Raw genomic sequence first — 24,886 nt, forward strand, 5'->3', positions numbered from 1 at the left:
CACCACGAGAGAGGCCCGCCCGTGAGTTTCCAGTCACCGCTGTGGCTGATCGCGCTCGTCCCCGTCGTCGCGCTGGCGGTCCTCTACGTGGTCCGCCAGCTGCGCCGCCGGGTGTACGCGGCGCGGTTCTCCCAGACCGGGCTGGCGCAGAGCCTGCTGCCCAAGCGGGCGGGCTGGGTGCGGCACGTGGCGTTCGGCCTGACGCTGACCGCCCTGCTGGGGCTGGTGCTGTCGCTGGCGCAGCCGTCCACGGAGGTCCGGGTGCCGCGGGAGACGGCGACCGTCGTCCTCGCGCTGGACGTCTCGCTGTCGATGCAGGCCGAGGACATCGAGCCCAGCCGGTTCGAGGCGATGAAGGCCGCCGCCAGCGACTTCGTCGACATCCTCCCGGAGCGGATCAACCTGGGGCTCGTGTCGTTCTCCGGCACCGCCTCCACGCTGGTGGCGCCGACCACCGACCGCGAGCAGGTGCGCGGCGCGATCCAGAACCTTGAGCTGTCGGAGGCGACGGCGATCGGCGAGGCGATCTTCACGTCGCTCACCACGATCACCACGTTCCAGTCGACGCTCGACGTCGACGACCCCGAGCAGCTGCCGCCGGCGCGGATCCTGCTGCTCTCCGACGGCTACAACACCGTGGGCCGGGAGAACACGCAGGCGATCGCGGCGGCGCAGGCGGCCGAGGTGCCGGTGTCGACGATCGCGTTCGGCACCGACTACGGCTCGATCGAGATCGGCGGCGAGGTGACGCCGGTGCCGATCGACCGCGACGCGCTGCGGCAGATCGCCGACGACACCGGCGGGCAGTACAACGAGGCGCGCAGCCGCGCCGAGCTCGAGGCGGTCTACGACGACCTCGGCAGCCAGATCGGCTACACCACCGAGCCGCAGGACGTCTCGTACTGGTTCGTCCGCGTCGCCACGCTGCTGCTGGCCTGCGGGCTGGGCCTGGCGGCCTGGCGCCTGCAGCGCCTGTTCTGAGCGCGGGCCGGGGAGGTCGCCCTCCCCGGCCCGGGGCCCTACTTCGTCGGGTCGAGGACGAGCTTGCCGGTCGTGCGGCGGGACAGGATGTCCTGGTGCGCCTCGCGGACGGCGCTCAGCGGGTAGCGGCCGCCGCCGACCGGCTCCAGCGCCCCGTCGGCGGTGAGCTGGAGCAGCTCGGTCATGGCGTCGTCGAGCATGGCCGGGCGGCTGAAGCAGTGCGCCAGCCAGAAGCCGACGACCGCGCGGCTGGTGCCCATGAGCGACGGCGCCTGCACCGGCTTCGGCGGGCGGCGGCCGGCCATGCCGTAGGCCACGAGCCGGCCGAACGGCGCCAGCGCGGAGAACGAGCCGTCGAAGACGTTGCCGCCGGTCATCTCCAGGACGACGTCGACCCGCTTGCCGCCGTTGGCCTCGCGCAGCGCGGCGCTGAACGTCTTCGGGTCGTCGTCGGCCAGCGCCGGGTCGACGGTGGCGTCGGCGCCGAGCTCCTCGGCCAGGGCCCGCTTCTCCGCGCTCGAGGCGGTGGCGATGACCCGCCCGGCGCCCCAGCGCTTGGCCAGCTGGACGGCCAGCGAGCCGACCCCGCCGGCGCCGGCGATGACGACGACCGACTCGCCCGCGGCCAGGTGCGCGCTGGTGCGCAGCAGGTGCCAGGCGGTGGTGCCCTGCAGGACGAGGGCGAGGGCCTGCTCGTCGGTGACGGCGTCGGGCACCGGCCAGGTCAGCCGCGGGTTCGCGACGACCTTCTCGGCGTAGCCGCCGCCGTCCAGCAGGCCGACGACGCGCTCGCCGCCGCCCACCGGCCGGCCGACGAACTCCGCCCCCGGGATGAGCGGCAGCGTCTGCGGGGCGAGGTAGCTGTCCTCGGTCTGGTGGGTGTCGGCGTAGTTCACGCCGGCCGCACTCACCTCGTAGAGCTGCTGGCCGTCGCCGGGGACGGGGTCGGGGAGGTCGACGACGTCGAGGACGTCGGGGCCGCCGAAGCGGGTGATCTGCACGGCACGCATGCAGGGGACGCTAGGGGACGGCGCCGACGCAGCGGTGTTTGGTCGACTTGAGACGGCCTCCGGCTCGGGCCAAGTCGAATGCGGAGCCCGAGCAATGTGTCGGTGGTGCCCGGGACACTCGGTGCGTGGCAGCAGGGAACCGCCCCATCGCCAAGCGACGGGTCCACGGCACGGCATATGCGCCAGAGCCTGGCTATCCGGGACCTGTGGCATGCCGGCCGGGCGAGCTGCTGCGCGGTCTCGTTGCCATGCATGTGTTGCTGACGGGGCGATCTCGTTGCTGTGACACGCCCTTAGCCCGTCGGTCGTGACTTGCTCCTGCTGGTCTTTAGTCTGCCCAGGTGGACGTGAGCAGAGCTCTTGAGCAGCACATAGCGGTGTTCGGCGAGGGCGGTAGCGGCAAGACGGTCTTGCTCTCCTCGTTCTACGGAGCGACTCAAGAACCCCAGTACCGGAAGCAGAGCCTCTTCCACGTCGTTGCGGACAACATCGGCCAGGGCGCCCGGCTGCACCGGAACTACCTGGGCATGAAGAACTCAGCGCAGCTGCCCGCGCCCAACCGCTTCACTGGGACGTCCTACTCCTTCTCGATCAAGCTGAAGGACGGATCCGCCCCCAAGTCGATGAAAGACAAGCCGTTCGACGCACTGCGCTTGGTCTGGCATGACTACCCAGGGGAGTGGTTCGAGCAGGACGTTAGCGGGCCCGAGGAGGCGCAGCGCCGCGTCGACACGTTCAGGTCCCTGCTGAGCTCGGATGTCGCGCTCTTGCTGGTGGACGCTCAGCGGTTACTGGACAACGCCGGGCAGGAGGAGCGGTACCTAAAGTCGTTGTTCGCCAACTTCCTAAACGGGTTGCTGTCGCTCAAGGACGACCTGCTCGAGGACGGGCAACCGCTCGTCGATTTCCCGCGTATCTGGGTGCTCGGTTTGTCGAAGTCCGATCTGTTGCCGGACCTGGACGTGTTCGCGTTTCGGGACCTCCTCGTCGAGAAGGCAACCGATGACCTGGACGCACTGCGCCAGGTGCTGGCCGGGCTGGTGGAGGCGGAGGACGCACTGTCCGTCGGTGAGGACTTCGTGCTGCTCTCGTCAGCGAAGTTCGGCGCTGAGACGATCGAGGTCACCGAGCGCATCGGGGTCGACATGATCCTGCCGCTGGCCGCCATGCTGCCCTTCGAACGCCACGTCAAGTGGGCTCAGACGGAGGCGTTGCAGGGAAAGGTGGTCGAGATGCTGCTGCGTGGCGCTGGGCCCCTGGCTACTGCGTTGGTGGGGACCAAGAGCAAGTTCCTCGGCCTCGTGGGGCAGGTCTTGAACTTCGTCGGTCCCAGCCTGGCCGAAGCAGCCGGGCTGGACGGGGAGAAGATGAAGCAGATCAACTCCGATGCCCTGGCGAAGAAGGACTACCTGCGTGCCACGTTGACCCGCTTCGGGATGGACTTGGACAAGGGTGAAGAGGATCGGGTCCTGCTCAGGAGCCTGCGGTGAGCCTCATCTGGGCTTCCCGGGGACGGGCGTGGGGTTTCCGCTTCCTCAGAAACGACGCCTCCGGGGATCCGCTTGCCCTCTACGACACCGCTTTCTCGGGACTTGAGGACGCGGCCGAGGCATGCCGTCGCGTTGCAGCGATCGGGGCGCAGCCCGAGCTGCTGGCGCTGCGCTTTCCGGACCCGGCGGGGCGGCGTGATCGAGCCGGCCGGGTGATCCCGCACGACTTCGTCGTCTTCGGGCCGTCGGCCGGTGAAATCCGATCGGTCGACGATGGTCGTCAGCGCATCTGGCCCTTGGTCGCCGACAACTTCGAGCGAGTTTGGGAGCTGCCTGAGCCGCCGCCCGTCATCGAATGGCGGTGAGGCCGCGCGATAGCCCGCGCGTTGACCGCTGATCTAACTCTCAGGACAGCTGGTGGTGGGTGTCGGCATAGTTCACGCCGGCCGCACTCACCTCGTAGAGCTGTTGGCCGTCGCCGGAGACGGGGTCGGGGAGGTCGACGACGTCGAGGACCTCGGGGCCGCCGAAGCGGGTCATCTGCACGGCACGCATGGGGGAAGGCTATGGCCGGACTGGGAGACGGCGATCGAGGAGGCCCGGCCGCTCCCGCGTGCCGGGTGGGAGCAGGGGTTTGACGAGGAGCGGGCCGCGGTGCCGCAGGCCGGGACCTTCCGTGGCGTGGCGACCACACGGCGTGGCGGACGCCACTGACCACGGCCCGTGACCACGTGACGACCTGTCGATGTGCGCACCCTCGGTGGGAGACTGGTCACACTCCGACGACAGGGGTCGAGATGGAACCCGTGAGTCTGCTGTTGGCGGCATTGGCGGCCGGGGTCGGGGCAGGAGTGCAGGACGTCGCCGGCTCCGCGGTGAGGGACGCGTACGCGAAGCTGCGCGAGGTCCTCCGCCGGCGGTTCGCCGGCAGGCCGGCGGCCGAGGAGGCGCTGGCCGAGCACGAGAAGGACCCGAAGGCGTACGAGCCGCTGCTACGCAAGTACGTGACCGAGACCGGCGCCGACCGCGACGCCGAGGTGCTGGAGCTGGCGGAGCGGGTGCTGGCTCTCGCCGACTCCGCGGGCAGCGCGGCCGGCAAGTACCGGGTGGACGCCGCCCACGCGCAGGGCGTGCAGGTCGGTGATCGCAACCAGCAGATCAACACCTTCGGCGCCGGGTGACCGGGACGTGACGCCGGAGGTCCCCGCCGGCGCGCCACGGGTGCACGCCGAGCGGGCGCAGGGCCTGCAGGCCGGCAGCTTCAACCGGCAGACCAACGTCTTCCAGGTCAGCAGGGAGACGGTGGCCCGCCACGCGGTCTTCCTGCCGCCCCGCCACCGGGTGACAGGGCGCGAGCAGCTCCTCGACCGGGTGCGGCGTGAGCTGCTGCGCCTGACCGCGGGCGAGGACGCCGGCCCGGCCGTGCTGGCGCTGCACGGCCTGGGCGGGGTGGGCAAGTCCAGCCTCGCTCTCGAGTACGCCCACCGGCACTGGATCGCGGAGGACTACGGACTGGTGTGGTGGGTGGCGACGGCCGAACCGGCCACGGTCGCCACGCAGTTGGGGACGCTGCTGGCCGCCCAGCTCGAGATCGACGTCGAGGGCCGGGACGCGGTCGCGGCGACCCACGCGGTACTGGCCGCGCGCACGGACCCGTGGCTGCTCGTCCTCGACAACGCCGAGAGCCCGGGCGCCGTCCGTGAGTTCCTCCCGCCGGCCGGGTCCGGGCACGTGCTGGTCACCAGCCGCAACCCCAGCTGGTATCCGCACCCGCGCCTCGAGGTTCCGGACCTGGACCCGACGGCGGCGGTGGCGTTCCTCGTCGGCCGGACCGGGGACCCCGACGAGGTCAGCGCCGGGCAGCTGGCCGAGGAGCTCGGCCGCCTGCCGCTGGGCCTGGAACAGGCCGGCGCCTACATCTCGGCCTCCCCCGGCGCCACGCTCGCCTCCTACCTGACGTCGTACCGCCGCCACCGGCCGGACCTGCTCGGTCAGGGAGACCCCACCGACTACGAGTACCCGATCGCCCGGACGTGGAGCCTGGCGTTCGAGGCGCTCGGCCCGACGGCGGTGGGGCTGCTGCGGCTGCTGGCCTGTTACGGCCCCGACGACGTCCCCCTCACCCTGCTGCTGTCCGGCGGTGCCGACGCAGCGGAACTGGCACCGGAGCCCGCCGACGTCCTCGGCGTGCTGGCCGGGGACGAGCTGGCCCTGGACAGGGCCCTGGCCGCGCTGTACCGCTACTCCCTGGTGCGGACGGGCGCCGGCTCCCGGAGCGTGCGGAGGGCGGACGCCGATCTGCCGCGGGACGGGCGGACCGTGTCGGTGCACCGCCTGGTCCAGGCAGTGGTCCGGGACCAGCTGACGGACGAGCAGCGGACGGCGTGGGAACGCGCCGCGCGCTCCCTCCTCCACCGGGCCCTGCCCCTCGACCCGGAGGATCCGGCGAACTGGCCGGCCTTCTCGGCGCTGCTGCCGCACCTGCTGGCGACGCTCCCCGACACCGACGACGACCTGCGAGGGGCCGCGCGCTTCCTGCACGTCTGCGGGGACTTCCGCGGCGCCCGGCGGGTGCTGGACCGGGCGGCCGCGGGCCTGGCCGGGGCACTGGGACCGGAGCACCCCGACACGCTGGCGGCGCAGGTCGACCTGGCGCGGACCCTCTTCGCCCTGTGGGACCTCGACGGGGCGCGCCGGGTGCTGGAGCAGGTCGCCGGGATCCGGTCACGGGTGCTGGGCCCCGCCCACCCGGCCACCCTCACCGCCCAGGCCAACCTCTCCCTCACCCTGTGGCACCTGGGCAGGTGGATCGAGGCGCGGGAGGTGCTGCAGCGGGTGATCGCCGGACTGGCGCAGGTGCTGCCCGAGCCGGGACCGGCCGGGCCGCCCGGGCCAGGTGGGGGCGAGGCCGACCTGGCCGCTCTGGCCGACCTGGGCGACCTGGCCGAGGCGAGGCTGCCGCTGGAACGGGTGCTGCCGGCCCGGTTGCGCGCATCGGGGTCCGACGAGCCCCCGATCCTCACGACGAGGGCGGTCACGGCGCTGTCGCTGGCCGATCTGAGGGGACTCGGAGAGGCGCGGCGGGTGCTGGCCCGCATGGAGCAGGTGCTGGAGCAGACGCTGGGACCGGAGCACCCGGGCACGCTGACGACCTCCGGGAACCTGGCGTACGTCCTGATGGGAGCGGGCGAGCTCGACGAGGCCCGGCACGTCCTGGAGAGGCTGGTGGCGGCCCGGTTGCGGGCCTCGGGTCCGGAGCACCCGGCGACGCTGACCGCGCAGGGCAGTCTCGCCGGGACCCTCACCGTGCTGGGGGAAGTGGCCGAGGCCCGCCGGCTCCTCGAACAGGTGGTGTCCGTCCGGGAGCGGGTGCTGGGGGGAGAGCACCCGGACACCAGGACTGCGGAGGCCAACCTGGCGCTGGTCCTGGCGCAGTCGGGGGAGTGGTGCCCGGCGCGGAGGTTGCTCGAGCAGGTGGTGGACGGGCTCGGGCGGACCCTGGGACCGACCCACCCCGACACCCTGACGGCCCGGGCCGACCTCGCGGCCGTCCGGGCCGGGGCGGGGGAGTGGGATACGGCCCGGGAGGTGCTCGAGCGGGTGCTCGAGGACCTCCCGCAGACAGTGGGCCCCGATCACCCGGTCACGGTCTCCGCGCGGGAGAACCTGGCCGTCGTCACCGCCCACCGGGGCGCCTGAGCGGTCCTCACCGTGTGGAGCGCGCCGACGGCCGGCGCACCGGGCGAGGTGCGCCGGCCGCTCACGTCAGCGGGCGGTCTGCGCCTCCCGGCGCGGGAGCACCCAGTCGGGCCGCACGTAGTGGCAGGTGTAGCCCCACGGGTACTTCTGCAGGTAGTCCTGGTGCTCCTCCTCGGCCTCCCAGAAGGGGCCGGCCGGCGACACCTCCGTCACGACCTTCCCGGGCCACAGGCCCGAGGCGTCGACGTCGGCGATCGTGTCGAGAGCGACGCGCCGCTGCTCCTCGCTCGTGTAGAAGATCGCCGAGCGGTAGCTCCTGCCCACGTCGTTGCCCTGCCGGTCCACCGTCGTCGGGTCGTGGATCTGGAAGAAGAACTCCAGGAGCTCCCGGTACGAGATCACGGACGGGTCGAAGACGATCTCGACCGCCTCGGCGTGGTCGCCGTGGTTGCGGTACGTGGCGTTCGGGGTGTCCCCGCCGGAGTACCCGACGCGGCTTGAGAGCACCCCCGGGCGCTTGCGCAGCAGGTCCTGCGCACCCCAGAAGCAGCCGCCGGCGAGGATCGCGGTCTCAGTGGTCACGTGTGCCTCCCTCTGTGTCGGGCGCCTGGCTGAACACCGCGACCGGGGCTGGTCTTCCCGCCGGCTCCCATCGGCAGCCGGCGGGACGACGAGCCCGGAACGGCGACGAGGTCACGAGCGGATGAACTCGAGCAGGTCCGCGTTGATGGTCTCGGCCTGCGTCGTCGGCATCCCGTGGGGGAAGCCGGCGTAGGTCTTCAGCGTCCCGTTCTGCAGGAGCTCCGCGGACCGCGGCCCCGAGTTCTCGTACGGGACGACCTGGTCGTCGTCGCCGTGCATGACCAGGACCGGCACCGTGATCTTCCGCAGGTCGTCGGTGAAGTCCGTCTGGGAGAACGCGACGACGCCGTCGTGGTGGGCTTTCGCGCCGCCCATCATCCCCTGGCGCCACCAGTTCGCGATGATCGCCTCGGACGGTTCGGCGCCCGGCCGGTTGAACCCGTAGAACGGCCCCGACGGCAGGTCGCGGTAGAAGCGGGACCGGTTGGTCGCGACCTGGGTCTGGATGTCGTCGAACACGCTCTTCGGCAGGCCGCCGGGGTTGGCGTCGGTCTGCACCATGAGCGGCGGCACCGCGCTGATCAGCACGGCCTTCGCGACGCGGTCCTCGCCGTGCCGGCCGAGGTAGTGGGCGACCTCGCCGCCGCCGGTCGAGTGGCCGACGTGCACGGCGTCGTGCAGGTCGAGGTGCGCCGTCAGCGCGGCCAGGTCGTCGGCGTAGTGGTCCATGTCGTGCCCGTCGCCGGTCTGGGTCGAGCGGCCGTGTCCCCGCCGGTCGTGCGCGATGACCCGGTAGCCCTGGGCCAGGAAGAACATCATCTGCGCGTCCCAGTCGTCGGCCGACAGCGGCCAGCCGTGGCTGAAGACGATCGGCTGACCGCTGCCCCAGTCCTTGTAGAAGATCTCGGTGCCGTCGTCGGTCGTGATCGTGCCCATGTCGTGCCTCCGTCGGTCTCGGAAGGGTGGTGCGTCCGCAGGTGGGCAACCGCCCGGGCGCGACGTCATCCCAGCGCGGGTCGGTGGTCGGCGAGCGGCTGTGGTGAGGCGGTCGGGTGAACTCGGTGGTCGACGGGTCCCGTGCCCAGGCACGCGTGCACCGTCGTGGCCGCCCCGGGTCGGGTTCTCCGGCCGCCTCAGCGTCGTGGGGGGGGGGGGGGGGGGGGGGGGGCGCCCCCCCCCCCCCCCCCCCCGGGCCGCTGCGCGCCACCCGCTCCGGGGGCCCGAACCGTGGCGCGGGGCCTTGGCGGGGGGTGTCGGGGGGGGGCGGGGGGGGGCGGGTGGGGCGGGGGGCGGTGGGCCGCGGCCCCCCCCCCCCCCCCCCAACCCCCGTGGCGCACCGGCTCGTTCCGTTGCTCCGGACCCTCAGGAGGGGGACGTCACGCGGCGGCCGGGACGACGACCACCTTGCCGGGCAGCCCGCCGGTGGCGGCCCGGGCGTGCACGTCCGCCAGGTCCGCCAGGGGCACCCGCTGCGCGACGTCGACCCGCAGTTCCCCGCCGTCGACCAGCGCCACCAGCCGGGCCAGCTGGTCGGCGTCGCTGCGGACGAAGAGGTCGACGCCGCGCACGCCGCGCTCCTCGTCGGACGGGGCGGGCATCCACACCGTCGTGTTGACGAGGGCGCCGCCGGGACGCACCAGGCCGACCAGCGCGGCCAGCTGCGCCGGGTCGACCGGCGCGAGGTTGAGCACGAGGTCGACCGGCTCGGGGACCGCCGCGGTCACGTCGGTGGTGGTGTGGTCGACGACCTCGTCGGCGCCGCCGGTCCGGACGCGCTCGCCGCTGCGCGGGCCGGCCGTCCCGATGACGTGCGCGCCGGCGCGCCTGGCCAGCTGGACGGCGTAGCCGCCGACCGCGCCGCCGGCGCCGTTGACCAGCACGCGCTGCCCGGCCGTCAGGCCGCCGTGGTCGAACAGCGCCTGCCACGCGGTGAGCCCGACGATGGGCAGGGCCGCGGCGTCGGGCAGCGGGATGCTCTCCGGCGCCGGCGCCAGGACCCCGGCGGGCGCGACGACGTACTCGGCGGCCGCGCCGTCGGCTCCCATCGGCAGGAAGCCGACGACCCGGTCGCCGACCCGCACGCCGTCCACGCCCTCGCCGAGCGCGTCCACCGTGCCCGCGACGTCGATGCCGGGGGTGTGCGGCAGGGCCACCGGGATGGGGCCCTGCATGCCGCCGGCGCGGATGGTGCCGTCGACGCCGTTGAACGACGTCGCGGCGACCCGGACGCGCACCTCCCCGGCGCCGGGGACGGGCAGCTCCACGTCCTCGTAGCGCAGGACGTCGGGGGCGCCGAACTCGTGGAACCGGACTGCCTTCACGGCGGGGACCCGCTCTCGTCTCGAGGTTGGCTTCGAATTCGAAGCACTGAGACGACCTGACCTGCTTCGAATTCTCAGCAACCCTCCGCCCGCGGCGGGTCCTCAGGTCCCGGCCGCCCGGCGGCGGGGTGCCGCGGAGCGGGGCGGTGCCGCGCGCATGTGGTCGCGCACCGGCGCCAGCAGGCCGGCGAGGGCCGTGACCTGGTCGCGGGAGAGCGGCGCGAAGAGCAGGTCGCGGACGACCTCGACGTGGCCCGGCAGCACCTCGGCGAGCAGGGCGCGCCCGGCGTCGGTGACGGTGACCGTGACGCCCCGCTCGTCGTCCGGGGAGGGGGCGCGCACCACCAGGCCCGCCTTCTCGAGCAGGCCGGCCTGGTAGGTCAGCCCGCTGCGGCTGTAGACGACGCCGTCGGCCAGGTCGGTCATGCGGGCGCTCCCGGCCGGCGAGTCCCCGAGCCGGGCCAGCAGCTGGAACTGCACGTAGCTGAGGTCGCCGGCCTCGCGCAGCTGCCGCTCCACCGCGTGCCGCAGGAGGCTGGTCACCTCGACGAGGTCGAAGTAGGCGCCGAGCTGGACCGGGTCGAGCGACGGGGGAGAGGCGTCCATGGCGGGAGCCTAGGTGCTTCGAATTCCGACCAGGACGTCCCGCGCGGGCTCAGGGAACGGGCAGCGCGACCAGGCGGGCGGCCAGCTCGGCGTTGCGGCGGAGGAACCGCGTCCACCCCGCCGGCGCGCGGGTCCCCGACGCCGCGCGGGTGCAGGGTTCCTGGTCCCAGCCGCGCACCCGGCCGCCGCGGATGCGCAGCCGCACCAGGACGTCGCCCGTCCAGCCGGTGACGTCGCCGTCGGCCTGCCCCTCGGGCGCGGTGACCCGCTGCGGCGCGACCACCCACTGGAGCGCCTCGATCTCCTCCTGCAGGCGGGCGGCCGCCTCGTAGGCCTGCGCCGCGGCCGCGGCGTCGCGCCGGGCACCCAGCGCGGCCAGCGCGGCGGCGACCGCGTCCGGCTCGCGGTCGAGCACCGCCGTCAGCGCGGCGGCGAGCTCCGGGAGGGAGGCGTCCTGCGCCCCCCGCAATCGCGCCAGCTCGCGCTCACCGGCGCTCCGGCCGGGTCCGGCGTGGGCGAGCGGGTACACGCGGCTCAGCCCGGACACGGCCGCCCGCACCCTGCGGCGGCCGAGGTAGGGGCCGAAGTGGCGCACCCCCGGCGCCGGCCGGGCGTCGGGGACGACGTCGAGGCGCGGCGCGCCCGCCGAGGGGTCCAGCCGGATCCGGACGGGGACCTCCAGGCCCCCGGGGATCCGGTTCCACGGGGGCAGCGACCGCTCGAGCAGGTTGCGCTCGGCCCACGCGGCCTCGTGCACGGAGTCGCACTCGAGCGCCTCGATCCGGGACACCCGGCCCACCATCCGCCGCAGGTGGCGGCGGTCGCGCAGGTCGCCCCAGTAGGAGCCCACACGGGAGCGCAGGTGCGTGGCCCGGCCGACGTACAGCACGCGCCCGGCGGCGTCCCGGAAGCGGTACACGCCCGGGGCGGCCGGCAGCACGGCGACGGCGTCCGGTCGGGCGGGCACGCGCCCATGGTGCGCACGGGTCCGCCCCGCGTGACGGCGCCGCGCCCCACCCGCCCCGGGCGCCCCACCCGTCCCGTCGTGCGGGGCCCGCCACCGGGCGCCGGGCCGTGGCGCCGCTGTGGTTGGCTCGACGGTCGGGAACGACCGAGGAGGCCCCCATCCCCGCTGACCGGATCCTGGAGGCGGCGACGCGGATCGCCGACCTGCTGCTCGACGTCCAGACGACGGTGAACGCCCAGATCGACGCCACGCTCGCCGACCTGCTGCCGGCCGTCCAGCGGCAGGTGGGGGTCTCGGCGGCCGACGGCGCCGACCCGTCCGGCCTGGTGAACGCGCGGATCACCGGCCTGAGCGTCGTCGTCACCCCGGCGGCGGTGGCGACCGTCGTCCCGCTGTCGCCGGAGTCCGCCGCGACGACGCGGGCCGCGCGGGCCGCCGTCACCGACGTCCTCACCGGCGCCGACGACCGCCTCGTCGTCATCGCCGGCCCCTGCTCGGTGCACGACCCGGCCGCCGCGCTGGAGTACGCCGCCTTCCTCGGCCGCATGCGGGCCCGGCACGGCGACGACCTCGAGATCCTTATGCGGACCTACACCGAGAAGCCGCGGACCGAGGTCGACTGGAAGGGCTTCGCCTACGACCCGTTCCTCGACGGGTCCAGCCGGATCAGCGTCGGCCTGGTCGCCACCCGGATGCTCATGTGCCGCATCACCGAGATGGGCGTGCCCGTCGCCGCCGAGCCGCTCAACGCGCTCACGCCGCAGTACGTCAACGGGCTGGTCACCTACAACGGCGTCGGCGCGCGCAACGTGACCGACCAGACCGCCCGCGAGCGGGTGTCGGGCTTCTCGTCCGTGGTCGGCTTCAAGAACTCACCCGAGGGCAGCGTCGACTCCGCCGTCCAGGCCGTCGTCACCGCGCGCGCCCCGCACGAGTTCCTCGGCGTCGACCACCACGGGGTCTCGGCGCAGCTGTCCACCACCGGCAACGACACCGGCCACGTCATCCTGCGCGGCACCAAGGACGGCCCCAACCACTCCGCGGCGCACGTCGCCGAGGTGAAGCGGAAGCTCGCCGCGCGCGGGCTGCCGGAGGTGGTCGTCGTCGACGCCTCCCACGGCAACAGCCAGAAGGACCACCGGCGCCAGCCCGCGGTCGTGCGCGACCTGGCCGGGCAGGTCGCCGGCGGGGAGCGGGCGATCCGCGGGGTGATGATCGAGAGCAACCTCGCCGAGGGGCGGCAGGACCTCGACCGCGAGCACCCCGAGCGGCTCGAGTACGGCGTGAGCGTCACCGACGCCTGCGTCGACCCGGCGACGACCGAGGCGATGCTGGCCGAGCTGGCCGCCGCCGCCCGGTCCCGGCGCGGCCGGGTGACCGCGGGGCCGCCTGCTCCCTGACGACCGGCGAGCACGGGGCCGGGCGGGTCCCCGCCGACGACGGGGACCGACCGGTCAGCCGCGGTCGCGCGGCACGGGAGGAGCGGCCGGCAGCAGGAACCCGGCCGAGGCGATGGCCAGGCAGGTCGAGCAGAGCAGCGAGAGCCCGTCGTGCGGGCACGCGGACCGCCGGTTCGCCGCCTCCAGCCGGTACACCAGCCAGCGCGCCCAGACCTGCTCCCACCAGGACGGCACGGCGCCTCCTCCGGCGCGACGTCGTCGGCGCGCCTCAGGCCGGACGGTGCCCGCCGCGGCCCGCGGCGGGACGTCCCGGGGGTGCTCCGGTCCGGAACGCGAGGAGGACCATCGGGCAGGGCCCGGAGTGTTGTCAAGGTCACACCGCGCGCCGGCCGACGGGGGCTGGGCGGGCCTCTCGCGCGTTCCCGGCCCTTGACGGCGCGAATTGAACCGCTGTTCGATTCGTGACGTGGGTCGCACCCCGGGCGCCACCGCGGCGGGCACGCGCGAGCGGCTGCTGCGCGCGGCCGCCGACGTCTTCGCCCGGCGGGGCTACGAGGGCACGCGCGTGTCCGAGGTCGCCGACGCGGCCGGGCTGAGCAACGGCGCCCTGTACGCCCACTTCGGCTCCAAGGCCGCCCTGCTCGTCGACGCGCTGCACGTGCACGGCCGCCGGCTGCTCGCCGACCTCGTCGCCGCCGACCCCGGCCGCTCGGTCGCGGACCTGCTGCTCGCCAGCGGCCGCACCCTGCGCCGCCGCCGGGACCCCGACGGCGACCTGCTGCTCGAGGCGCTGGTCGCCGCCCGCCGCGACGACGACGCCGCCGGCCCGGTGCGCGACCACGTGCAGGAGCGCGCCGCGTGGCTGGCCGGCCTGGTCCGCCGCGGCCAGGACGACGGCGAGATCGACGCCGCGCTGTCCCCGCGCGCCGTCGCCCACCTGTGCCTGTCGCTGGCCGTCGGCACCGCGCTGGTCGGCCCCGACGTGGACCCGGTCGACGACGGGGAGTGGACGGCGCTGCTCGCCCGCCTCGTCACCGGCCTCGCACCGCAGGAGACACCCGTCCCAGGAACGGAGAGCCGCCCGTGAGGATCTCGATCGACCCGTCGCTGTGCCAGGGGCACGGCCGCTGCTACGACCTCGCGCCGGACCTGTTCGGCGCCGACGACGAGGGCTACTCGACCCTCCTCGTCCCCGGCGGGGAGGTGCCGGCCGGGCTCGAGGGCGACGCGCACCTGGCCGCCGACAACTGCCCCGAGGCCGCCGTCCTCGTCGTCGAGCAGGAGCCGGCGCGGTGAGCGTCGACGACCGCTCCTTCACCGACGCCGGCACGCTGCGCTCCGACCCCGCCCTCGGCACGTTCAGCGAGGTGCGCTGCGGCCCGGTCGAGGACTGGGCCACCGACTTCTCGCACACCGGGGAGGAGTGGGCGCAGGGCGCGATCGGCATCTGGGACGACCTGCGGCAGCGCTGCCCGATCGCGCACACCGAGCGGTTCGGCGGGGCGTGGCTGCCCACCCGCTACGAGGACGTCGCCGCCGTCGCCCACGACACCGAGCACTTCTCCTCCCGCGCGATCATCGCGGGCAACTTCCGGCCACCGCGGGCACTCGCCCCGGTCGGCGGCACCCCGCCGATCTCCTCGGACCCACCGTTCCACCACGACGCCCGCAAGCTGCTGCTGCCGGCGTTCACCAAGAACGCGGTCGGCCGGCAGGAGGAGGGCACGCGGGCGTTCTGCCACTCGCTGGTCGACGCGTTCGAGGGGCGGGACGTCGTCGACGCCGCCGCCGACTACGCGCAGCACATCCCGGTGCGGGTCATCGCCGACATGCTCGGCTTCCCGCCCGAGGACGGCCCGCGGTTCCGGCAGTTCGTCGAGAACGCGCTCGAGGGCATCGACCTGCCGCCCGAGGAGCGCCTCGCGCGCAGCAGCCACCTGTTCGAGTACCTGCTCGCGCAGATCCAGGACCACCTCGAGCACCCGCGCGAGGACCTCACCACCTACCTGCTCGAGGCCGAGCTGTACGGCCGCCGGCTCGAGCCCGCGCACGTCGCCGGGACGATGGCGCTGCTGCTCATCGCCGGCATCGACACCACCTGGAGCGCGATCGGCGCCTCGCTGTGGCACCTCGCCGGCCACCCCGACGACCGCCACCGGCTGGTCGCCGAGCCGGGGCTGCGGCCCACCGCCGTCGAGGAGTTCCTCCGCGCCTACGCCCCGGTCACCATGGCGCGGCTGGTGAAGGAGGACGTGACCTGGCGCGGCGTGGAGATGAAGGCCGAGGACTGGGTCCTGCTGTCCTTCCCGGCGGCCAACCGCGACCCCGCACAGTTCGAGCGGGCCGACGAGGTGGTCATCGACCGGCAGGTCAACCGGCACGCCGCCTTCGGCCTGGGCATCCACCGCTGCGTCGGGTCGCACCTGGCGCGGATGGAGATGCGGGTGGCGCTCGACGTGTGGCTCGACCGGGTGCCCGAGTTCGGCCTGGCCGACCCCGCGGCGGTGCGCTGGTCCACCGGCCAGATCCGCGGCCCCCGCTCGCTGCCGCTCCGCATCGGCTGAGGCCCCGCCCGGCCCCCGGCACCGCCGTCGCGGCTCAGGCCTCGACGGCGGTGCCGCAGACGCCGCAGACCTCGAGCCGCCGGCGTCCCCACCGGGCGACCGGCACGAAGAACACGCTCAGCTGGCGGAACTGCCGCACCCGCGCCCACCGGGTGGTGTTGCCGCACCGCGGGCAGGTGCGCACCGCCCCCGGGCCCAGGTCCTTCTGCCGGGTGCCGAAGCCGAAGAGGAGGAACACGCGGCCAGCGTAGGTCGGTCCCCGGGCGCGGGAGCCGGGCCGACCCGGCCGTGGGACCGTGGGGGGATGGTCCGGGTCGGTCTGGTGCTGGGTGGCGGCGGCGTGGTGGGGCAGGCCTACCACGCGGGTGTCCTGGCGGTCCTGCAGCACGACGCCGGCTTCGACGCCCGCACCGCGGACGTCGTCGTCGGCACCTCCGCCGGGTCGATCACCGGCACCCTGCTGCGGGCCGGCGTCTCGCCGGAGGACCTCGCCGCGTGGACGGTCAAGGCGCCGCTGTCCGGCGACGACGACGTGCTGCGCACCATCGCGGCGACCCCCGTCCCCGAGCTCGCGCCGTTCCGCCCGCTCGACGTGCTCCGCCGGCCGATGCGCGTGCCCGGCCCGCACCTGGTCGCCCGGGCACTCGCCCGCCCGTGGCGGTTCCGCCCCCTGGTCGCCGGCATGACGCTGCTGGCCGCGGGCCGGCACGACATCGTGTCCCAGCTGGGCGCCCTCAGGGAGGTCGAGGGGCCGACCTGGCCCGAGCGCGACCTGTGGATCACCGCCGTGCGCCGGCGGGACGGGCGCCGCGTCGTCTTCGGCCGGCCCGGGGCGCCGCCGGCGCCGGTGCACCTGGCGGTCGCCGCGTCCTGCGCGGTGCCCGGCTACTTCGCCCCCGTGACCATCGGCCGGCACGCCTACGTCGACGGCGGGGTGCACTCCGCGACCAACGCCGCCGTGCTGCGCCGCGCCGGGGTCGACGTCGTCGTCGTCCTGGCGCCGATGAGCGGCTCGCCGGGCTGGCGCCAGGACGTCACCGCCGCCATGCGCCGGTACTCCCAGCGGCAGCTGGACCGGGAGGTGCGGGCCCTGCGCGCGGCGGGGATCCGGACCGCCGTCTTCACCCCCGGCGCGGCCGAGCAGGAGGTCATGGGCGCGGACTTCATGTCCGGCGAGCGCGTGGACGAGGTGCTGCAGCAGTCGTTCTTCCAGGCCGGCGTGCACGCCGCGACACCGGAGGTGGCCGCGCTGCTGCGGGAGGCGTCCGACCGCGGCCGGGTGTGACCTGCGCCCAGCGACTAGGTTCGGCACGGAGGACGTCGCCGGGGTCAGGGGGTCGAGCGTGGGCAGGTCGGTGCTGGTGACCGGCGGCAACCGGGGGATCGGGCTGGCCATCGCCCGCTCCTTCGCCGAGCAGGGGGACTCGGTGGCGGTCACCCACCGCGGCAGCGGCGCCCCCGACGGGCTGTTCGGCGTGCGGTGCGACGTCACCGACGCCGCGGCCGTCGACCGGGCGTTCTCCGAGGTCGAGGAGCAGCAGGGGCCGGTCGAGGTGCTGGTGAGCAACGCCGGCATCACCCGCGACGGGCTGCTCATGCGGATGAAGGAGGACGACTTCGCCGACGTCCTCGACGCCAACCTCACCGCCGCCTACCGGGTGGCCAAGCGGGCCTCGGCGAAGATGGTGCGCGCTCGGTTCGGCCGCATGGTGTTCGTCAGCTCCGTCGTCGGGCTGCTCGGCTCGGCCGGCCAGACCAACTACGCGGCGAGCAAGGCGGGGCTGGTGGGCCTGGCCCGCTCGATCGCCCGCGAGCTCGGCAGCCGCAACGTCACCGCGAACGTCGTCGCGCCCGGCTTCGTGCGCACCGACATGACCGCGGAGCTGCCGGAGAAGCGGCAGCAGGAGATCCTCGGGCAGGTGCCGCTGGGCCGGTACGCCGAGGCCGACGAGATCGCCGCCGTCGTCCGCTTCCTGGCGAGCGACGCGGCCGGATACGTCACCGGGGCGGTCGTCCCGGTCGACGGCGGACTGGGGATGGGGCACTGATGAGCGGGATCCTGGAGGGCAAGCAGGTCCTCGTCACCGGCGTGCTGACCGAGGCGTCGATCGCCTTCGCCACCGCGCGGATCGCGCAGGAGCAGGGCGCCACGGTGGTGCTGTCCAACTTCGGGCGCGCGCTGTCGCTGTGCCAGCGGATCGCCAAGCGGCTGCCGCAGGAGGCGGCGGTCGTCGAGCTGGACGTGACCGACACCGAGCACCTGGCCTCGCTGGCCGACCGGCTGCGCGAGGCCGGCCTCGACACCCTCGACGGCGTCGTGCACTCCATCGGCTTCGCGCCGCAGGAGGCGATGGGGGAGGGCTTCCCCGAGGTCGCCTGGGAGCACGCCGCGACGGCGTTCCAGGTCTCGTCGTGGTCCTACGCCTCACTGGTCCAGGCCTGCCGGCCGCTGCTGGCCAACCCGTCCTCGGTCGTCGGGCTCACCTTCGACGCCTCCGTCGCCTGGCCGGTCTACGGCTGGATGGGCGCGGCCAAGGCGGCGCTGGAGTCGGTCAGCCGCTACGTGGCCCGCGAGCTCGGCCCCGACGGCGTGCGGTCCAACATCGTCGCCGCCGGCCCGCTGCGCAGCATGGCCATGAAGTCCATCCCCGGCAGCGCCCAGTTCGAGGAGGCCTGGGAGGGCCGCGCGCCGCTGGGCTGGTCGGTCACCGACACCGAGCCCGCCGGCAAGGCCGTCGTCGCCCTGCTGTCGGACTGGTTCCCCGCCACCACCGGCGAGATCGTGCACGTCGACGGCGGCTTCCACGCCGTAGGCGTGTGAGGTCACAGAGCCACGCCGTGGGCGTCTGACCGCATCCGATCCACCCCGTACCACCGAAGGACGTCCGTGCCCCGCGCCACCGTCGACATCAACCCCGGCCAGCGTCCCGACGAGGACCCCTCGCTGGCCGTCCGCAACAACGGGGGGACGCCGCCCGCGGCGTCGCCCGCCCCGGCCGGCCGCCGCGAGGCGCTGCTGGTCCTGTCCTTCGGCGGCCCCCGCGGCCACGACGACGTCATGCCGTTCCTGGAGAACGTCACCCGCGGCCGCGGCGTCCCGCGCGAGCGGCTGCTCGACGTCGCCGAGCACTACCACCACTTCGACGGCGTGAGCCCGATCAACGAGCAGAACGAGGCGCTGGTCGCCGCGATCGAGGCCGACCTCGCCGCCCACGGCGTCGACCTGCCCGTCTACTGGGGCAACCGCAACTGGGACCCCTACGTCGAGGACGTCTGGCAGCAGATGACCGACGACGGCATCGAGCACGTCTACGTGCTGGCGACGTCGGCCTACGCCTCCTACTCCGGGTGCCGGCAGTACCACGAGGACGTCGCCCGGGCCCGGATCGCCGTGTCGTCCCCCACCCGCCCAGGGGGCCCCACGGCGGAGAAGCTGCCGCACTACTTCGACACCCCCGGCTTCGTCCGGGCCAACGCCGACGCGCTGGCCGCCGCGCTGGCGGAGCTGCCCGAGGAGCACCGGGCCGGCGCGCGCCTGGTGGCGACGGCGCACTCGATCCCGGACGCGATGGCCGACGTCGCCGGCCCCGACGGGCACGCCTACGAGGCCGAGCTCCTGGCCGCCGCGCGCGCCGTCGTCGACGCCGTCGAGCCGGGCCGGGCCTTCGACCTGGTCTGGCAGTCCCGCAGCGGCCCGCCGTCGGTGCCGTGGCTGGAGCCCGACGTCAACGACCACCTGCGCGCGCTGCACGAGAACGGCGAGACGGCGGTCGTGCTGTTCCCGATCGGGTTCGTCAGCGACCACCTCGAGGTGATCTGGGACCTCGACAACGAGGCCGAGGAGACCGCCGGGGAGCTGGGGCTGGCGTTCGTCCGGGCCGCGACGGCGGGCACCCACCCGGCGTTCGTCGCGATGGTCCGCGAGCTGCTGCAGGAGCGGCGCTCGGGCGGCGAGCCGCGGCTGGGCACGAACTGCCCGGCGTCGTGTTGCTTCGTGCAGCGCCCGGCGGCCCGCCCGGCCTGACCCGTTGACCCGGCCGGGTCCCGCGAGTAGACCGGTCGGCCACCGGGGGCCGGACGAGGACGGTGGGCCGTGGTCGAGGTTGCTCCCGACAACGCCGCGCAGCTGGGCGCGTGGGACGGCGCGCAGGGCGCGTACTGGGCAGCGCAGGCCGACCGCTTCGACCGGTCGGTCGCCCGCTACGACGCGGCCTTCCTCGCCGCGGCCGACCTGCGGCCGGGGGACCGGGTCCTCGACGTCGGCTGCGGCACCGGCCGGACGACGCGGGAGGCCGCGCGCCGCACCGGCTCGGCGCTCGGCGTCGACCTGTCCTCGGCGATGCTCGAGGTCGCCCGGCGCCGCGCCGCCGACGAGGGGCTGACCGGCGTCCGCTTCGAGCAGGCCGACGCCCAGGTGGCCGCCTTCCCGCCGGCCGCCTTCGACGTGGCGATCAGCCGGGCCGGCGCCATGTTCTTCGCCGACCCGGTGGCGGCGCTGGCCAACGTCGGCCGGGCGCTCGTGCCCGGCGGCCGCCTGGTCCTGCTCGTGTGGCAGGCCGCCGAGGCCAACGAGTGGATCACCGAGATCACGGGGGCCCTGGCCGCCGGCCGCCCGCTGCCGACACCGCCGCCGGGCGCGCCGGGTCCGTTCTCCCTCGCGGACCCGGCCCGGATCCGGGAGGTGCTCACCGCGGCAGGTCACCGTCAGGTGGAGGTCGAGGGTCTGGCCGAGCCGGAGTGGTGGGGTGCCGACGCCGACGAGGCGCTGACCTTCGTCCTCGGCCTCGCCGGCTGGATGCTCGACGGGCTCGACCCGGACGCCCGGGACCGCGCCGTGGCCGACCTGCGGCGCCGGCTCGAGGCCCACGCCGGGCCCGACGGCGTCGAGCTCGGCTCCGCGGCCTGGCTGGTCACGGCCCGCCGGCCCTGACGCCGGACGGGGCACGGCCCCGCCGGGTGCACCGGCAGCCCGCGGTGCCGCTACGGCCGCGGCACCGCGTTGTAGGCGGCGACGGTCGCCTCGCGGACGGCGGTGGCCAGCGGGCGCAGCGCCTCGTCGCGGGCGGCGGCCTGGCCGTGGGTGACCGCGCCGCCGGGGGCGTCGGTGAGCGCGAGGTCGAGCACCCTCGCCAGCCGCTGCGCCCGGGCGAGCACCGAGGACGCGAGCGCGTCGGTGTCCGGCGGCAGCTCCGGGGCGCGGGCGCTGCCCAGGCCGGCCAGCAGCGCCGGCACCTCGGGGTTCCAGCGGGCCAGGTCCAGCGCGGCGAGGGTGCGGGCGGCGTCGCCCACGGCGAGGTCCAGCGCCCCGGAGACCGCGCGCAGCGAGCCCTCGACCGGCGGCGGCGCGGGCGGGACGCCGGTCAGGTCGACCGCCGTCCACGCGGTGACCTCCGGTCCGAGGTCCTCCGGCACCAGCGCGACGGCGTCGCCGACCGCGACCTGCCCGGCCTCGAGGGCGAGCGCGGCCAGGCCCGGCGCGGCCGGCACGCCGCGGACGTCGCCGGGCACCGGCAGCACCAGCCGCAGCCGCCGCTCGCCCAGGCCGCGCAGCGCGGTCAGCGCCCAGCCGAGGGGGACGGCGCCGGAGGTGCCGGGCAGGCCGCTGACGCGGTGGGCGCGGTCGTCGGCCAGCGCGTCGAGCGCGTCGTCGTAGGAGGCGCGGCCGGACAGCCACGCGGTCGCCCAGACGGCGAACCGCCCGGCGGGGAGGTCGTGGAGCACCCCGCGAGGCTACGTCGGCGGCGTCCCGGGGGCCCGGGGACGGCGGGTGTTCTGGGAGACTGGGGACGTGGCTGCGTGGGTGCTCTGGCTGGTCGCCTCGGGCCTGTTCGTCGCGGGCGAGGTGGCCAGCCTCGACCTGGTCCTGCTGATGTTCGCCGGCGGTGCGCTGGGCGGGGCCGTGGTGGCGCTGGCGGGCGGGTCGCTCGCCTTCCAGGTGGTGGCGTTCATCGCCGTCTCGGTGTTCCTGCTGGCCAGTGTCCGGCCCGCGGCCAAGGCGCACCTGGAGAACCGGACGCCGCGGCACGTCGACGGCGTGCAGGCCCTCGTCGGCCGCACCGCCACGGTGACCCGCGAGGTCGGTCGCTCCAGCGGCCGCATCCGGGTTGGCGCCGACGAGTGGACCGCCCGCACCGACTACGGCGACAGCAGCTTCCCCGTCGGCGCCACCGTGCGGATCCTCCAGGTCGACGGCGCGACCGCCGTCGTGGGCGAGGCGCTCGAGCTCTGACGCCTCGCGCCCGCGGCGCGAGGGCGTGACCCCGGGTGCCACCCGGGGGATGATCACAGCGGGACCCGATCCGAGGAGCGCCGCCGTGACCCCTGCCCTGATCGCGCTGATCGTCGTCGCCCTGCTGGTGGTGCTCGTCGTCGCGAGGAGCGTGACGATCGTCCCGCAGGCCCAGGCCAAGGTGGTGGAGCGGCTCGGTCGTTACAGCCGCACGCTCTCGCCGGGCCTGTCGCTGCTCGTGCCCTTCGTCGACCGGGTGCGCGCGACGGTCGACCTGCGCGAGCAGGTCGTCTCGTTCCCGCCGCAGCCGGTGATCACCGCCGACAACCTGCAGGTGGGGATCGACACCGTCGTCTACTTCCAGGTCACCGACCCGCGGCTGGCGGTGTACGGCATCGCCAACTACATCACCGGCATGGAGCAGCTGACCACGACGACGCTGCGCAACGTCGTCGGTGGGCTGAACCTCGAGCAGTCCCTGACCGGCCGCGACGGCATCAACAGCCAGCTGCGCGAGGTGCTCGACGGCACCACCGGCCCGTGGGGGCTGCGGGTGGCGCGGGTGGAGATCAAGGCGATCGACCCGCCGCCGTCGATCCGCGACTCCATGGAGAAGCAGCTGCGGGCCGACCGCGACAAGCGGGCGATCATCCTGCAGGCCGAGGGCGCCCGGCAGTCGGCCATCACCACCGCCGAGGGGCAGAAGGCCGCCGCGATCCTGTCGGCCGAGGGGAAGAAGCAGTCCGCGATCCTCGAGGCCGAGGCGGAGCGGCAGAGCCGGATCCTGCGGGCCGAGGGTGAGCGGGCGGCGCTGTACCTGCAGGCGCAGGGGCAGGCCAAGTCGATCGAGACGGTGTTCCGGGCGATCCACGAGGGCCGGCCCGACCAGGGCGTGCTGGCCTACCAGTACCTGCAGACGCTGCCGCGGATCGCGCAGGGCGACGCGAACAAGATGTGGATCGTCCCCAGCGAGTTCAGCCGGGCGCTCGAGGGCCTGGCGAAGCTCGGCGGCGCCGACGGCGACGGCCGGTCGTTCCTGGACGTCCCGCCGCCCGCCGACGGGGCTCCCGCCGCCGGCGCCCACGGGGGCGGTATCGACACCACCGGCTGGTTCGAGTCACAGGTGCCTCCGGCCGCCGAGCAGCCCGAGGCGAGGATCGAGCTCCACAGCATCGCCGAGGCCGGGCCGGCGCTGCCCGCCCCCGAGCTGCCGCCCACGACGTCGCTGGCGCGGGCGGCCGAGGAGGACGTCACCCACGGCGGGACCCCCGACGCCGGGCGGCCGCAGGGGTGAGCTAGTCCTTGAGCAGCCCCTCGCGGAGCTTGGCGAGGGTCTGGCTCAGCAGCCGGGACACGTGCATCTGGGAGATGCCGATGTCGGCGGCGATCTGCGACTGGGTCATGTTCCCGAAGAACCGCAGGATGAGGATGCGGCGCTCGCGGGCCGGGATGGTGGCCAGCAGCGGCTGCAGCGACTCGCGGTACTCGACGCCCTCCAGCGCCGCGTCCTCCTCGCCGAGGGTGGCCGCCAGCGTGGGGGAGTCGTCCTCGCCGGAGAGCCGCTCGTCCAGCGAGCTGCTGCGGTAGGCGTTGGCCACCGCCAGGCCCTCGAGGACCTCCTCGCGCGGGATGCCCAGGTGCTCGGCCAGCTCCGACGGCGTCGGCGCGCGGCCGTTCTTCTGCGCCAGCTCGCCGACGGCGGAGTTCAGCGACAGGTGGAGCTCCTGCAGCCGCCGCGGCACCCGCACCGACCAGCCCTGGTCGCGGAAGTGCCGCTTGATCTCCCCGGTGATGGTGGGGACGGCGAAGGAGAGGAACTCCACCCCGCGGGTCGGGTCGAACCGGTCGATCGCCGCGATCAGGCCCAGCGTGCCGACCTGCAGCAGGTCGTCGAAGGGCTCGCCGCGGTTGCTGAACCGGCGGGCGAAGTGCCGGACGAGGGGCAGGTGCTCCTCGACCAGGATCTCGCGCAGCCGCTCCCGCCGCGGGTCGTCCTTCTCCAGCGTGGCCAGCTCGGCGAACAGCGGCGCGGTCCGCTCGGCGCGCCGCCGGTTGTCCGACACCGGCGCGCTGTCGCCCTCGCGGGCGCCGGCGCCCCGGCCGGTCCCGGGCCCGGCGTCCTCGGTGTCGGCGTCCTCGGTGTCGGCGTCCTCGGTGTCGGCGTCCTCGGTGTCCTGGACGTCCTCGGCCCCGGTGTCCTCGGCCTCCGCCCGGTCGGCCGGGTCGGGGGCGTCCACCGACGGGTCGTCGTGCAGGGCGTCCTCCTCGACGGGGGCCCGGGGACCGGCGGTCGCCGGCGTCACGGGGCCACCGAGTCGTCGCTGCCCGCCGAGCCGACCAGCTGCGCCGGCCGCTGCCCGGGCAGGTACTTGTCCATGGAGATGACCGCCACCGCGCCCCCACCGCCGTCACCGGCCGGCACCTCCCGCTGGGAGGCGGGCCGGCCCTCGACGTTGTCGGCCAGCGTCTGCAGCACCGCCCAGCCGAAGCCGTCGCGGGGGACGTCGGTCCCCTCGGCGGTCGGCACCCACGCGTCGATGTGCAGGCCGGCCCGGGTGGTCTCGAAGACGACCGTCAGGGGCGCGTCGCCGAGCGCGATCGCCGCGAGCGTCGCGCAGGCCTCGTCGACCGCCAGCCGCAGGTCCTCCACCGAGTCCAGGTCGTAGTCCATGCGGATGGCCAGGTCACCGGCCATCGCCCGCACCGCGGGGAGCTGGGTCGGCGTGGTCGGCACGCGCAGCTCCAGCCGTTCCGCGCGCCGCCCGTCCTGGGCGAGGGCACCCCTCGAGTCCGCCATCCGTCGTCCGCTCCTCGTCAGTCCGTCCGGCCGCGACCGGTCTCCACGCAGGTGTCCGGGGTCGCGGCACCCGGCCTCCATCCTGCCCCGCTCGCGGGTCCGCGGTGCGCGGGGGGCGGGGGGCGGGGGGCGACCGGGCCGTGTCCCAGCAGGACCGTCTACCCGTCCCCGGCGCGTCGGCAAACACGGTGTGCCGACGGCGTCGCGCGCGGTTGCCGGGGCACCGGCCCTGTGGTCTGT

28 protein-coding genes are annotated in these 24,886 nt (G+C 74.9%); 16 read left to right on the forward strand and 12 right to left on the reverse strand.

Translation table 11 applies throughout. The features are described from left to right. Positions 1–21: 21 nt before the first annotated feature. On the forward strand, positions 22–981 hold the full coding sequence (locus ACI798_RS13450; protein ID WP_456943210.1) for a VWA domain-containing protein: 960 nt from the start codon (positions 22–24) through the stop codon (positions 979–981). Positions 982–1,019: 38 nt separating this feature from the next. Here ACI798_RS13450 and ACI798_RS13455 read toward each other — a convergent pair whose 3' ends face one another. Beyond that, the gene (locus tag ACI798_RS13455; protein WP_457048132.1) at positions 1,020–1,991 is read right to left on the reverse strand and encodes a quinone oxidoreductase family protein; all 972 of its coding nucleotides are present in this window, start codon (positions 1,989–1,991) and stop codon (positions 1,020–1,022) included. Positions 1,992–2,332: 341 nt separating this feature from the next. Here ACI798_RS13455 and ACI798_RS13460 point away from each other — a divergent pair, with 341 nt between their 5' ends. Together ACI798_RS13460 and ACI798_RS13465 are read left to right on the forward strand one after the other, a co-directional pair. Then, positions 2,333–3,481 carry an ATP/GTP-binding protein gene (locus ACI798_RS13460; RefSeq protein WP_456943212.1) on the forward strand — a complete coding sequence of 383 codons (1,149 nt, stop codon included), beginning with the start codon at positions 2,333–2,335 and terminating at the stop codon, positions 3,479–3,481. Continuing rightward, positions 3,478–3,846 (forward strand): hypothetical protein, encoded by a 369-nt coding sequence (locus tag ACI798_RS13465; RefSeq protein ID WP_457048133.1) that lies wholly within the window; start codon positions 3,478–3,480, stop codon positions 3,844–3,846. Before ACI798_RS13460 ends, ACI798_RS13465 begins: the two co-directional genes overlap by 4 nt. Before the next feature lie 40 nt (positions 3,847–3,886). Here the strand turns inward: ACI798_RS13465 and ACI798_RS13470 are convergent, their stop codons facing one another. Further along, entirely contained in the window at positions 3,887–4,036 is a 150-nt protein-coding gene (locus tag ACI798_RS13470; protein WP_457048134.1) for a Zn-dependent oxidoreductase, read from the reverse strand. Positions 4,037–4,287: 251 nt separating this feature from the next. Between ACI798_RS13470 and ACI798_RS13475 the strand changes: the two genes are divergently transcribed. Together ACI798_RS13475 and fxsT are read left to right on the forward strand one after the other, a co-directional pair. Next, on the forward strand, positions 4,288–4,662 hold the full coding sequence (locus ACI798_RS13475; protein WP_456943215.1) for a hypothetical protein: 375 nt from the start codon (positions 4,288–4,290) through the stop codon (positions 4,660–4,662). Between the two features lie 7 nt (positions 4,663–4,669). Then, entirely contained in the window at positions 4,670–7,180 is a 2,511-nt protein-coding gene (gene fxsT / locus ACI798_RS13480; protein ID WP_457048135.1) for an FxSxx-COOH system tetratricopeptide repeat protein, read from the forward strand. 66 nt (positions 7,181–7,246) lie between these two features. On the opposite strand, the gene msrA is transcribed toward fxsT, so the two are convergent. The 5 genes from msrA to ACI798_RS13505 form a co-directional block, all read right to left on the reverse strand. Further along, the gene (msrA, locus tag ACI798_RS13485; RefSeq protein ID WP_456943217.1) at positions 7,247–7,762 is read right to left on the reverse strand and encodes a peptide-methionine (S)-S-oxide reductase MsrA; all 516 of its coding nucleotides are present in this window, start codon (positions 7,760–7,762) and stop codon (positions 7,247–7,249) included. 111 nt (positions 7,763–7,873) lie between these two features. Further along, positions 7,874–8,698 carry an alpha/beta fold hydrolase gene (locus ACI798_RS13490; RefSeq protein WP_456943218.1) on the reverse strand — a complete coding sequence of 275 codons (825 nt, stop codon included), beginning with the start codon at positions 8,696–8,698 and terminating at the stop codon, positions 7,874–7,876. A 440-nt stretch (positions 8,699–9,138) separates the two neighbouring features. Continuing rightward, positions 9,139–10,083 (reverse strand): NADP-dependent oxidoreductase, encoded by a 945-nt coding sequence (locus ACI798_RS13495; protein WP_457048136.1) that lies wholly within the window; start codon positions 10,081–10,083, stop codon positions 9,139–9,141. 102 nt (positions 10,084–10,185) lie between these two features. Continuing rightward, the gene (locus ACI798_RS13500) at positions 10,186–10,689 is read right to left on the reverse strand and encodes a MarR family winged helix-turn-helix transcriptional regulator (RefSeq protein WP_457048137.1); all 504 of its coding nucleotides are present in this window, start codon (positions 10,687–10,689) and stop codon (positions 10,186–10,188) included. Positions 10,690–10,738: 49 nt separating this feature from the next. Then, positions 10,739–11,656 carry a GIY-YIG nuclease family protein gene (locus ACI798_RS13505; RefSeq protein WP_456943021.1) on the reverse strand — a complete coding sequence of 306 codons (918 nt, stop codon included), beginning with the start codon at positions 11,654–11,656 and terminating at the stop codon, positions 10,739–10,741. A 107-nt stretch (positions 11,657–11,763) separates the two neighbouring features. Between ACI798_RS13505 and ACI798_RS13510 the strand changes: the two genes are divergently transcribed. Beyond that, the gene (locus ACI798_RS13510; RefSeq protein ID WP_457048138.1) at positions 11,764–13,056 is read left to right on the forward strand and encodes a 3-deoxy-7-phosphoheptulonate synthase; all 1,293 of its coding nucleotides are present in this window, start codon (positions 11,764–11,766) and stop codon (positions 13,054–13,056) included. Between the two features lie 54 nt (positions 13,057–13,110). Here the strand turns inward: ACI798_RS13510 and ACI798_RS13515 are convergent, their stop codons facing one another. Then, positions 13,111–13,290: a hypothetical protein gene (locus tag ACI798_RS13515; RefSeq protein WP_456943019.1), complete on the reverse strand. Its 180-nt coding sequence runs from the start codon at positions 13,288–13,290 to the stop codon at positions 13,111–13,113. A 232-nt stretch (positions 13,291–13,522) separates the two neighbouring features. On the opposite strand from ACI798_RS13515, the gene ACI798_RS13520 reads away from it, so the two are divergent. From ACI798_RS13520 to ACI798_RS13530, 3 genes are read left to right on the forward strand one after another with little or no spacing between them, the layout of a single operon-like run. Further along, positions 13,523–14,143 (forward strand): TetR/AcrR family transcriptional regulator, encoded by a 621-nt coding sequence (locus ACI798_RS13520; RefSeq protein ID WP_457048139.1) that lies wholly within the window; start codon positions 13,523–13,525, stop codon positions 14,141–14,143. Then, a complete protein-coding gene (locus tag ACI798_RS13525) occupies positions 14,140–14,352 on the forward strand; it encodes a ferredoxin (RefSeq protein ID WP_456943017.1) in 213 nt (70 codons plus the stop codon). The genes ACI798_RS13520 and ACI798_RS13525 overlap by 4 nt, the downstream gene beginning before the upstream one ends. Next, complete coding sequence (locus ACI798_RS13530) at positions 14,349–15,620, forward strand: cytochrome P450 (protein WP_457048140.1); 1,272 nt, start codon at positions 14,349–14,351, stop codon at positions 15,618–15,620. Before ACI798_RS13525 ends, ACI798_RS13530 begins: the two co-directional genes overlap by 4 nt. A gap of 34 nt (positions 15,621–15,654) precedes the next feature. Here ACI798_RS13530 and ACI798_RS13535 read toward each other — a convergent pair whose 3' ends face one another. After that, positions 15,655–15,858 (reverse strand): zinc-ribbon domain-containing protein, encoded by a 204-nt coding sequence (locus tag ACI798_RS13535; protein ID WP_456934959.1) that lies wholly within the window; start codon positions 15,856–15,858, stop codon positions 15,655–15,657. A 66-nt stretch (positions 15,859–15,924) separates the two neighbouring features. On the opposite strand from ACI798_RS13535, the gene ACI798_RS13540 reads away from it, so the two are divergent. The 5 genes from ACI798_RS13540 to ACI798_RS13560 all read left to right on the forward strand — a co-directional run bounded on the left by ACI798_RS13540 (position 15,925) and on the right by ACI798_RS13560 (position 20,550). Continuing rightward, entirely contained in the window at positions 15,925–16,905 is a 981-nt protein-coding gene (locus ACI798_RS13540) for a patatin-like phospholipase family protein (RefSeq protein WP_456943015.1), read from the forward strand. Between the two features lie 58 nt (positions 16,906–16,963). Next, positions 16,964–17,668, forward strand: coding sequence for a 3-oxoacyl-ACP reductase FabG (gene fabG / locus ACI798_RS13545; RefSeq protein WP_456943014.1), 705 nt, complete (start codon positions 16,964–16,966; stop codon positions 17,666–17,668). Beyond that, positions 17,668–18,441: an enoyl-ACP reductase FabI gene (fabI, locus tag ACI798_RS13550; protein ID WP_456943013.1), complete on the forward strand. Its 774-nt coding sequence runs from the start codon at positions 17,668–17,670 to the stop codon at positions 18,439–18,441. Before fabG ends, fabI begins: the two co-directional genes overlap by 1 nt. A gap of 66 nt (positions 18,442–18,507) precedes the next feature. Next, positions 18,508–19,644 carry a ferrochelatase gene (locus ACI798_RS13555; RefSeq protein ID WP_457048141.1) on the forward strand — a complete coding sequence of 379 codons (1,137 nt, stop codon included), beginning with the start codon at positions 18,508–18,510 and terminating at the stop codon, positions 19,642–19,644. 69 nt (positions 19,645–19,713) lie between these two features. Then, a complete protein-coding gene (locus ACI798_RS13560) occupies positions 19,714–20,550 on the forward strand; it encodes a class I SAM-dependent methyltransferase (protein ID WP_457048142.1) in 837 nt (278 codons plus the stop codon). Between the two features lie 50 nt (positions 20,551–20,600). Here the strand turns inward: ACI798_RS13560 and ACI798_RS13565 are convergent, their stop codons facing one another. After that, positions 20,601–21,341: a hypothetical protein gene (locus tag ACI798_RS13565; RefSeq protein ID WP_456943010.1), complete on the reverse strand. Its 741-nt coding sequence runs from the start codon at positions 21,339–21,341 to the stop codon at positions 20,601–20,603. A gap of 67 nt (positions 21,342–21,408) precedes the next feature. Between ACI798_RS13565 and ACI798_RS13570 the strand changes: the two genes are divergently transcribed. Both ACI798_RS13570 and ACI798_RS13575 read left to right on the forward strand, forming a co-directional pair. Then, positions 21,409–21,849 (forward strand): NfeD family protein, encoded by a 441-nt coding sequence (locus tag ACI798_RS13570; RefSeq protein ID WP_456943009.1) that lies wholly within the window; start codon positions 21,409–21,411, stop codon positions 21,847–21,849. Positions 21,850–21,934: 85 nt separating this feature from the next. Then, complete coding sequence (locus ACI798_RS13575) at positions 21,935–23,143, forward strand: SPFH domain-containing protein (RefSeq protein WP_456943008.1); 1,209 nt, start codon at positions 21,935–21,937, stop codon at positions 23,141–23,143. 1 nt (position 23,144) lies between these two features. Here ACI798_RS13575 and ACI798_RS13580 read toward each other — a convergent pair whose 3' ends face one another. Further along, the gene (locus tag ACI798_RS13580) at positions 23,145–24,152 is read right to left on the reverse strand and encodes a SigB/SigF/SigG family RNA polymerase sigma factor (protein ID WP_456943007.1); all 1,008 of its coding nucleotides are present in this window, start codon (positions 24,150–24,152) and stop codon (positions 23,145–23,147) included. Beyond that, on the reverse strand, positions 24,149–24,646 hold the full coding sequence (locus ACI798_RS13585) for an ATP-binding protein (protein WP_456943006.1): 498 nt from the start codon (positions 24,644–24,646) through the stop codon (positions 24,149–24,151). Before ACI798_RS13585 ends, ACI798_RS13580 begins: the two co-directional genes overlap by 4 nt. Positions 24,647–24,886: the final 240 nt, after the last annotated feature.

This window comes from Geodermatophilus sp. SYSU D01045 (assembly GCF_054050295.1).

Coding starts and splice junctions, on each gene's coding strand:
- ACI798_RS13585 (WP_456943006.1), bottom strand. CDS start 24,646: ATGGCGGACTCGAGGGGTGCCCTCGCCCAGGACGGGCGGCGCGCGGAA.
- ACI798_RS13540 (WP_456943015.1), top strand. CDS start 15,925: ATGGTCCGGGTCGGTCTGGTGCTGGGTGGCGGCGGCGTGGTGGGGCAG.
- ACI798_RS13470 (WP_457048134.1), bottom strand. CDS start 4,036: ATGCGTGCCGTGCAGATGACCCGCTTCGGCGGCCCCGAGGTCCTCGAC.
- fabI (WP_456943013.1), top strand. CDS start 17,668: ATGAGCGGGATCCTGGAGGGCAAGCAGGTCCTCGTCACCGGCGTGCTG.
- ACI798_RS13490 (WP_456943218.1), bottom strand. CDS start 8,698: ATGGGCACGATCACGACCGACGACGGCACCGAGATCTTCTACAAGGAC.
- ACI798_RS13455 (WP_457048132.1), bottom strand. CDS start 1,991: ATGCGTGCCGTGCAGATCACCCGCTTCGGCGGCCCCGACGTCCTCGAC.
- ACI798_RS13500 (WP_457048137.1), bottom strand. CDS start 10,689: ATGGACGCCTCTCCCCCGTCGCTCGACCCGGTCCAGCTCGGCGCCTAC.